The sequence below is a fragment of the Paraburkholderia sp. SIMBA_053 genome (assembly GCF_046534895.1).
Taxonomy (GTDB): Bacteria; Pseudomonadota; Gammaproteobacteria; order Burkholderiales; family Burkholderiaceae; genus Paraburkholderia; species Paraburkholderia caledonica.
The window spans coordinates 1-241 of sequence record NZ_JAWRXU010001555.1; the positions used below are offsets into that span (position 1 = coordinate 1).

The 241-nt window shown below is 60.2% G+C and carries 1 protein-coding gene and 1 pseudogene; both read left to right on the forward strand.

Annotated elements, in window-relative coordinates; all coding sequences use genetic code 11:
- A pseudogene (locus SB753_RS40780) lies at positions 1-99 on the forward strand (AraC family transcriptional regulator); the annotation flags it as partial.
- 44 nt (positions 100-143) lie between these two features.
- Positions 144-241: DUF2000 family protein (locus SB753_RS40785; protein ID WP_410805641.1), on the forward strand; the 98-nt coding region annotated here is incomplete at its 3' end.

The following is a 241-nucleotide window of genomic DNA, read 5'->3' on the forward strand; positions in this document are numbered from 1 at the left end:
GGGTTCTCGGATCAGAGTCATCTTGGCCGCTGGTTTCATCGCGCGTACCGGATGACGCCGGCGGCCTATCGGCGCATGTGCACAAACGTTCCAGACTGATCGCCGCGGATCGTGGACCATGAGCGTTCCAAGGAGGGACGTTCATGTTCGAAACAAAAGTGGCGCTGATCGTGCGCGACGATCTGGCTGTGTGGCAAAAACTCAACGTCGTCGCATTTCTCGCGACGGGCGTGGCGGCTGC